Here is an 8476-nt window from a genome sequence, read left to right as displayed (position 1 = left end):
CATCGACGACGGGGCCGAGCGCGGGCGGCGCGGCCGGTCCACAGACCGGACACGCCCTAAGGGCGAATCAGGCCCAGTGCGGCCGCTACCTCGGCGCGTAGCGCGGCCAGGCCCGCCGCCGCCCGCTCCCGGGCGGCCGCCAGGTCGCCGTCGGTCACCTGCTCCACCACCTCCAGGTAGGCCTTCAGCTTCGGCTCGGTGCCGCTCGGGCGGACCACCGCCCGCGCGCCCGGCGTGCGCAGCGTCAGCACGTCGGCGTCGGGCAGGAGGTCGTCGGTCTCGGAGATCGGCTCGTCGAGCAGCGCGGTGGGCGGGTGACGGCGGATGTGCGCCATCGCCCGGGCGATGTCGGCCAGGTCGGTGACCCGCACCGACAGCTGGTCGGTGGCGTAGACGCCGAACTCCAGGGCCAGCTCGTCCAGCCGGTCGGCGAGCGTGCGCCCGGAGGCCTTGAGCGACGCGGCCAGCTCGCACACCAGCAGCGCGGCCGAGATGCCGTCCTTGTCGAGCACCAGGTCGGGGGCGACGCAGTAGCCGAGCGCCTCCTCGTAGCCGAACACGAGCCCGTCACCGGCCCGCACGATCCACTTGAACCCGGTCAGCGTCTCGCCGTAGGCGTGGCCGCGGGCCTCGCACAGCGCCTTGAGCAGCGACGACGACACGATCGTCGTGGCGAACAGGCCGGTGGTTCCGCGCCGCATAAGGTGGTCGGCGAGCAGCACGCCGACCTCGTCGCCGCGGAGCATGCGCCAGCCCGTTCCGGACGGCACCGCCACCGCGCACCGGTCGGCGTCGGGGTCGTTCGCCAGCGCCAGGTCGGAGCCGGTCTCCGCGGCGAGCGCGGTGACCAGGTCCATCGCGCCGGGCTCTTCCGGGTTCGGGAACGCCACGGTCGGGAAGTCGGGGTCGGGCTCGGCCTGCTCCGGCACGACCGCCGGCGCCGCGAACCCGGCCTCCGCCAGCGCCGCCCGCAGCACCGGCGCACCGACACCGTGCAAAGGCGTATACGAGACGCCGAGAGCACGCGCTCCGTCGCCCGCGACCAGCCCGGCGACGGCGGACACGTACGAGGAGACCAGCGACTCCGGAACGATCGTGCCCTCGTCGCCCAGCGGCACCTCCGACAACCGCCCGACCGCGCGGATGGCGGCCTCGATCCCGGCGTCGGCGGGCGGCACCAGTTGGGCGCCGTCGGCCAGGTAGACCTTGTAGCCGTTGTCCTGCGGCGGGTTGTGGCTCGCGGTCACCATGACGCCGGCCGCGGCGCCGACCTGCCGCACCGCGTAGGCGAGCACCGGCGTCGGCAGCGGGCGGGGCAGCACCAGCGCCGGCCGGCCCGCACCGGTGGCGACCCGCGCCGTCTCGACCGCGAAGTCGCGCGACCCGTGCCGCGCGTCGTACCCGATCACCAGCGGCCCGTCGGCGTTCTGCGCGGCCAGCCAGCTCACCAGTCCCGCCGCCGCCTGACGCACGACGGCGCGGTTCATGCCGTTCGGCCCTGCCCGCAGCGGACCCCGCAGCCCCGCGGTGCCGAAGCGCAGGGGACCGGCGAAGCGGTCGGCGAGGTCACCGGGTTTTCCGGCCGCGAGGACAGCGCGCAGCTCGTCGCGGGTGGCCGGGTCGGGATCGTCGGAGAGCCACGCGTCGGCGGCGGCCCGCAGGTCGTCGGTCATGACGGGCTCAACCGCCGAGGCGGTAGGAGCGCACCATCTCGTCGTAGATGGGCTTGCTGTCGGCGAACTTCCCTTCGGGAACCGTCAGGAAGAAGTGGAACACCTTGCCGTTCTGCACGGTGAAGCGCCAGATACCGTGCCGGGCGGTGCCGCCGCTGCCACAGGTGTACTCCAGTTCGGCGGCGGTCTGGCCGGACAGCTTGATGTCGGCGCTGTCGCGCAGGCCGACCCGCGTGTACGGCGACTCGCACGAGCCGGTGTTGTTCTTGAGGAAGCCCTCGGCCACGTTCGCGAAGCTCGCCGGGGTGCCGCTGGTGTTCTCGATGTTCAGCCGGATCCGGCGGTTGTTGTCCTGCGGGTCGAGGTAGTCGATGTAGGAGCCGTTCGCCGGCTTCCGCTGGGTCCAGTCCTTCGGGATGTTGACCACGAAACCGCGCGCGTCGCGGTACTCCTGCGTCGCGAACGCCGGACCGGCCGGCGAGGGGGTGCCGGCGCCGCGCATCCGGCCACTGGTGCCGCTCGGCAGCAGCACGATGACGCCGAGGATCCCGAGGACGAGCAGCAGCACGACGCCGGCCGCGACCCCGATCTGGATGCCCTGCGGCTGGCGGCGGAACGACTGCCACTGCGGCGCGGCGACCTGCGCGACGGCCGTGACCGCCGTCTGCGCGGCCGCGCCGACGCTGCCGCTGCTGTTCTCGGCCCCACCCGGCCGCGCGTGCCGCCCGCCGGGGAGCCGGCCCGCGGTGTACTCGGTGGGCGACCCGACCGGCTGGGTCGGGATGGCGCCGATCGGCACGCCGGGGTGCCCGGCACCGCCGACCGCCTGTCCGGGGCCGCCCCGGGGCAGGACGTCGACGTCCAGCCCGGTGACCCCGGTGGTGCCGCCGGCGTCGGTGTCGTCGAAGACGGGGATGCTCGCGCTGGTCTCGTCGCGGGCCGCGGCGCGGCGCTGGGTCGGCGGCGCGGGCGGCGGCATCGGGCCGGGGAGCGGCCGGCCCGCGGTGGGCTGCGGTTGGGCGACGGTCGTGTCGATCCGCTGGGTCGAGGTCGGGGTGTCGCGGCGGCGGCGCGCGTCGTCGACGGATTCACCGGGCGCGATCATCGCGCGACCGCCGATCTGACCGCTCGACGTGGGCGCGGGCGGCGGCGTGAACGGCGCCGGCCGGACCACCGCGTACGGGTCGGTGAAGTGCGTGGTCGGGTTGCTGGCGAGCGGACCCACCATCAGTTCCCGCAGCACGGACCGGGCCGTCTCGACGTCCCAGCGCCGGTCGGGGTTCTTCTCCAGCAGACCGTAGAGCACGCCGGACAGCGCACCGGCCCGCATCGCCGGGGCGGGCGGCTCCTCGACCACCGCGCGCATGGTCTCGAACGGGTCGGGCTTGTCGAACGGCGGCCGGCCCTCGACGGCGGTGTAGAGCGTGACCCCGAGCGAGAACAGGTCGCTCGGCGGACCGAAGCTTGCGCCGACGGCACGCTCGGGCGAGATGAAGTGCGGCGAACCGAGCACCATGCCGGGTGAGGTCAGCTCGGCGTCGGTGGGCATGCGGGCCACGCCGAAGTCGGTGAGCACGCAGCGGCCGTCGTTGGCGATGAGGACGTTGGCCGGCTTCACGTCGCGGTGCAGCACCTTGGCGGCGTGGGCCACCTCGAGCGCGCCGAGCAACGCGATGCCGATCTTCGCGACCGCGCGCGGCGCCAGCGGACCGTCCTCGACGATCATCTCGGCCAGGCTGCGCGCGTTGAGCAGCTCCATGACGATCCACGGCCGGCCCGCGTCGGTGACGACGTCGTAGACCTGGACGACCGCCGGGTGCGACAGGGCGGCGGCGGCCCGGGCCTCGCGCAGCGTGCGCTGGTACATCTGGTCGCGGTCGGCCGGGGCGAGACCCGGCGGCAGCACGACCTCCTTCACGGCGACGTCGCGCCGCAGCACGGTGTCGGTGGCCCGCCAGACCGTGCCCATGCCGCCGTGGCCGATCGCGGTACGCAGCGCGTACCGGCCACCGATCACGGTGCCGGGTGCACCTCGCTGAGCGGGAACAGGGCTGTTCTGTGGCCCGTTCTGTGGCCCCGTGGGGGCAGGCGTTGCAGACCCGCCCGTGCCGAGCGGCCCCGATGGGGAGGGACCGGCCGGGGAACCGGGGGCGGGCAGGGGATCACCGTGCCACGTCATCGTCACTGGCTCGCGCACCGTCGCAGGAGGGGGTCATCGGGACGGTTCACCCTAACCCGGGGACGCCCTTCCGATGAAGGAAGGAACGCGGGCGGGTGCCGGTCTTGTCCCAATCGTGAGGTGCCGAATACGTGACCCGGGCAGTCGGCGGTCCGGATAGCAAATCTCTATAAAAGCAGGACAGAAGCCACTCCACGGGCGGACGATTGAACGAGCGCGAACCGGGAATTGCTTTGTACGGGCTTCGAGAATGTTGAAGTTTGTCTTAACGGTTACGCAACGGTGCGTCCGTTGGACGAGCCGCGGGCGTCTAGAAGACGTGTGCCGTCGGGTCGTCCACCCGACCCCGTGCGCCGCGGAGGTGACGGACGATGTGTGTGTTGGTCGGACACGGGTTCGTGCCAGTCTGCGTTCAAGGTCATCACCCTGCGTCCCGCGGGTGCCATTCCTCTCGCCATCCAATGACGGGCTGTAGTGGAGAGAAGACCACGCCGTGACTCGGCCATCGGTCACACGTTGTAGGAGGTGCGTGGCACATGTCAGTGCCGAGAAATGCGACACTGGCTGTACTTGCGCCGTCAAATGGCCCTCACCAGGCGAAATGTGACACAGTGCGATCCACCGGTCACGAGAATGATGTTGCGCTCCGTTACCAAAACGGGGCTACGCTGTCGGAGGCACGCACGGGGCGTGCTGCTCACATAGACCGAGAACGAGAACTCAAAGTGACGAGTGCTCTGTCGTTGCCGAGTAACAGTTCGTTGACCTCGTCCTGGCCGGAAACGCCGGCCGGAGCCGACCCCCTACCTGGCCAGCTCGACCGCTGGCTCGCTTCGCGCGGGGCCGAGCTCGTAGCGGTACGACGTCACATTCACGCCCACCCGGAGCTGTCTCATCACGAGTTCGAGACGGCCGCTCTCGTGGCGCGTGAACTGAAGCTCGCCGGTCTGTCGCCGCGAATGCTGCCCAAGGGCAACGGCGTGATCTGTGACATTGGCGTCGGCGATCGCGTCATCGCGCTACGGGCCGACCTCGACGCGCTGCCGCTTCCCGACACCAAGGACGTGCCGTACCGCTCGACCGTCGAGAACGTGACGCACGCCTGCGGCCACGACGTCCACACGACCGTGCTGCTCGGCACCGGGCTCGCGCTGGCGCAGCTGGCCGAGCGCAACGAGCTGCCCGGCCGGGTGCGGCTGCTGTTCCAGCCGGCCGAGGAGAACATGCCGTCGGGCGCGCCCGAGGTGATCGCCGCCGGTGGCCTGCGCGACGTGGCCGCGATCTACGCGCTGCACTGCGCGCCGCTGCTGCCGGCCGGACTGGTCGGGGTGCGGTCGGGTCCGTTCACGGCCGCCGCCGACAAGATCGAGGTCCGGGTCACCGGGCGCGGCGGGCACACGGCCCGCCCGCACCTGACCGCCGACCTGGTGCACGCGCTGGGCCGGGTGGTCGTCGACGTCCCGTCGCTGCTCGACCGTCGCGTCGACGCGCGCGCCGGCGTCTCCATGGTCTGGGGCGCGATCCACGCGGGCGACGCCGCCAACACGATCCCCGGTGAGGGAACCGTGCGCGGCACCGTGCGGGTGCTCAACCGCGACGCCTGGCGCGAGGTGCCGAACCTGCTCACCGAGCTGGTGCACAGCGTGGTCGCCGGCACCGGCGCGGAGGTCGAGGTCAAGTACACCCGCGGCGTGCCGCCGGTGGTCAACGACCGGCTCGCCACCGCGATCGTCGCCGGTGCGGCGGGTGCGGCGCTCGGCCCCGAGCGCGTGGTCGAGGCCGAGATCAGCATGGGCGGCGAGGACTTCTCGTTCTACCTGGAGCAGGTGCCCGGCACGATGATCCGGCTGGGCTGCGGCATCCCCGGCTCCGACCAGAAGTTCGACATCCACCAGTCGGCGTTCGACGTCGACGAGCGGTCGATCGGGTACGGGGTCCGGGTCATGGTCCACACGGCCCTGGCCGCGCTGTCCGCGGGCGCCTTCTAGGCTTCGTCGGGGGCGGGCTGCGCGCGCTGGTTGCGCGCGGTCCGCCGCAGGAACGCCACGAGCGCGAAGACGGGGACGCCCAGCGCCAGGAACCACGGCAGCAACGCGCCGAGGACCATCAGCAGGACGTTCAGCGAGCCGGTGAACGAGTCCCAGCCGCCCTTGAGCCCGGCGAGGAACCCGGTCGTGTCGGTCTCGTCCTCCTCGACGGGTCCGTTGCGTGTGAACGTCGCGGTGATCGTCGACAGCGCGGTCAGGCTGCTCAGCTTGTTCAGCCGGGCCTTCAGCGACTCGAGTTCCGCCTCGCGCTTGGCCACCTCGGACTCGAGCGACACGATCTCGCCGAGTGTGGTGGCCCGCGCCAGCAGCGCGCGCACGCGGTCGACGCTGGCCTGCGCGGTCGCGATCCGGGACTGGACGTCGACCACCTGCTCGGTGACGTCCTCCGCCTTCACCTCGCGGTTGCGCTCCTTGCCGAGCCGGCCGAGTGACGTCATGACCTCGCTGAACTTCGCCGAGGGCACCCGCAGCGTCACGGTCGCCTCGGACCGGTCGCCGGCGCTGTTCCGGTTGTCGCCGGAGACGTCACCGCCGGCCGTGCGGGCCGCGGCGATCGCGGCGTCGGCCGCCTGGTTCACGTCGTCGGGCTCGACGGTGATGTGACCGGTGTAGATGATCGACCGCTGGTCGGGCGGCACCTCCACCGGCGCGCGGGCCGGCGCGTTCGCCCCGCCCTGTGCGTTCGTGCCGCCCTGTGCGTCCTTGCCGGCGGCGTCTCCCGGCGCGGCGGCCGGCGCCTCGCCGGCGGTCGACGCCGCGCCGGTCTCGTCGCCGCTGCCGCCGCACCCCGCCACGACGAACATGAGACCGATGCAGAGTGCGCCGGCGACCCGCCGCGGTGATGGCCTGCCTGACATGATGCCTCCGGTAGGTTCGGTGTCTGGCCACTGGGACGTGCAGGTGGAGCGCGTGGGTTCCACCGGGTAGGTCACGGTTGAACCGCGTGGAGGTCACGAATGCGGCTGACCAAGTACTCGCATGCCTGCGTCCGGCTGGAGCGCGACGGTGCGGTGCTGGTGATCGACCCGGGTACGTTCTCCGAACGGACCGCCCTCGACGGGGTCGACGCGGTGCTCGTCACCCACGAGCACTTCGACCACCTCGATGTCGACGCGCTCACCGAGGCGCGCGAGAAGCGTCCGTCCCTGCGGATCTTCACCCACCCCGAGGTGACGCCGAAGCTCGGCGACCTGGCCGACGCGGTCACCGAGGTGCAGCCCGGCGACGAGTTCGAGGCGGCCGGCTTCACCGTGCACACCTACGGCGGTCTGCACGCGGTGATCCACCCCGACATCCCGCGGATCTCGAACGTCGGCTTCCTCATCGAGGGTGTCTACCACCCGGGCGACTCCTTCGTAGTGCCCGACACCGAGGTCGAGACGCTGCTCGTCCCGGCGTGCGCGCCGTGGTCGAAGGTGGCGGAGGCGGTGGAGTTCGTGCGGCAGGTGGCGCCAAGGCGGGCCCACCCGATCCACGACGGGCTGCTCAACGACACCGGGCTCAAGGTGTTCGACATGATGATCGGCAACCTCTCCGGCCACGAGTACGTGCGGCTGGACACCGGGGAGAACGTCACGTTGTGACGCTCGACGAGGTCGCCGCGGAGCTCTACGCGCTGCCGCCGGAGGAGTTCACCGCGGCGCGCGGAGAGGCGGTCGCGGCCGCCCGCAAGGCGGGTGACCGGGAGCTGGCCGGCCAGATCGGCGGCCTGCGCCGGCCCACGGTCGGCGCGTGGCTGGTGAACCTGCTGGCCCACCAGCGCCCCGACCTGATCGGCGAGCTGCTCTCCCTGGGCGCGGCGATGCGCGCCGCCCAACGCAACCTGCGCGGAGACGAGCTGCGTGAGCTCTCCACCCAGCGGCGCGCCATGGTGTCGTCGCTGGCCCGCGAGTCGCGCGCTCTCGCGGTGGCCGCCGGCCGCGGGGTGCGGGCGGTGCTGCCGCTGGGCGAGGTCGAGAACACGCTGACGGCCGCGCTGGCCGACCCCGACATCGCTGACGAGGTCCGGCTGGGCCGGCTGGTCAAGCCGGTCGAGTACGCGGGGTTCGGCGAGCAGCCCCGGCCCCAGCTCCGCCTCGTACAGGGTGGGGCCCAGGGCGGCTCCCAGGGAGGCTCCGCGATGCGCGGGCCGGATGCTCCGCCAAGCGAGCCGGCCGCCCGGAAGGGCGCCACGGTCTCCACGATCGCGGGCCGGAAGGCAAAGCGGGGCGTCACCGAGGAGGAGGAGCTCGAGCGCCGGATCGCGGAGGACGAGGAGTTCGAGCGGCAGGCCGCCGCCGAGCACGAGGCCGCGAAGCGCCGGCTGGCCGAGCAGGAGGCCGCCCGGAAGGCCGCCGCCGAACAGCGCCGCCGCCAGCAGGCCGCCCACCGCGAGCTGCTGGCCGCCCGCACCGCACTGGCCGAGGCCGAGGCAAAGCGGACCGAGGCCGAGAAGGCCGTCCGCGACGCGAAGCGCCGCGTGGAGCAGGCCATGGCCGCCGTCCAGGCCGCCACCCCCGGCTAGTGGTCCTGGGTCGTTGATCCGTATGCAGTCGTGGCGTGTCACTGTGCGTTCCGACACTCTGTCGTCGCGGAGG

General features: G+C 72.6%; 6 protein-coding genes. 3 read left to right on the top strand and 3 right to left on the bottom strand.

The window, feature by feature from the left end; translation table 11 throughout:
* Positions 1-56: 56 nt before the first annotated feature.
* On the bottom strand, positions 57-1673 hold the full coding sequence (locus Voc01_RS26235; protein ID WP_203930217.1) for a phospho-sugar mutase: 1617 nt from the start codon (positions 1671-1673) through the stop codon (positions 57-59).
* 7 nt (positions 1674-1680) lie between these two features.
* A complete protein-coding gene (locus Voc01_RS26230) occupies positions 1681-3690 on the bottom strand; it encodes a serine/threonine-protein kinase (protein WP_275423757.1) in 2010 nt (669 codons plus the stop codon).
* Between the two features lie 887 nt (positions 3691-4577).
* Here Voc01_RS26230 and Voc01_RS26225 point away from each other — a divergent pair.
* Positions 4578-5840, top strand: coding sequence for an amidohydrolase (locus tag Voc01_RS26225; protein ID WP_203930215.1), 1263 nt, complete (start codon positions 4578-4580; stop codon positions 5838-5840).
* On the opposite strand, the gene Voc01_RS26220 is transcribed toward Voc01_RS26225, so the two are convergent.
* A complete protein-coding gene (locus Voc01_RS26220; protein WP_203930214.1) occupies positions 5837-6757 on the bottom strand; it encodes a DUF4349 domain-containing protein in 921 nt (306 codons plus the stop codon). The genes Voc01_RS26225 and Voc01_RS26220 overlap by 4 nt on opposite strands.
* Before the next feature lie 99 nt (positions 6758-6856).
* Here Voc01_RS26220 and Voc01_RS26215 point away from each other — a divergent pair, with 99 nt between their 5' ends.
* Positions 6857-7483, top strand: coding sequence for an MBL fold metallo-hydrolase (locus Voc01_RS26215; RefSeq protein WP_203930213.1), 627 nt, complete (start codon positions 6857-6859; stop codon positions 7481-7483).
* Complete coding sequence (locus tag Voc01_RS26210) at positions 7480-8403, top strand: hypothetical protein (RefSeq protein ID WP_203930212.1); 924 nt, start codon at positions 7480-7482, stop codon at positions 8401-8403. Before Voc01_RS26215 ends, Voc01_RS26210 begins: the two co-directional genes overlap by 4 nt.
* Positions 8404-8476 lie beyond the last annotated feature (73 nt).

Source organism: Virgisporangium ochraceum (assembly GCF_016863655.1).
Taxonomy (GTDB): domain Bacteria; phylum Actinomycetota; class Actinomycetes; order Mycobacteriales; family Micromonosporaceae; genus Virgisporangium; species Virgisporangium ochraceum.
Note: the sequence above shows the minus strand (reverse complement) of the source record. Positions and strands in the feature narration are given on the sequence as shown.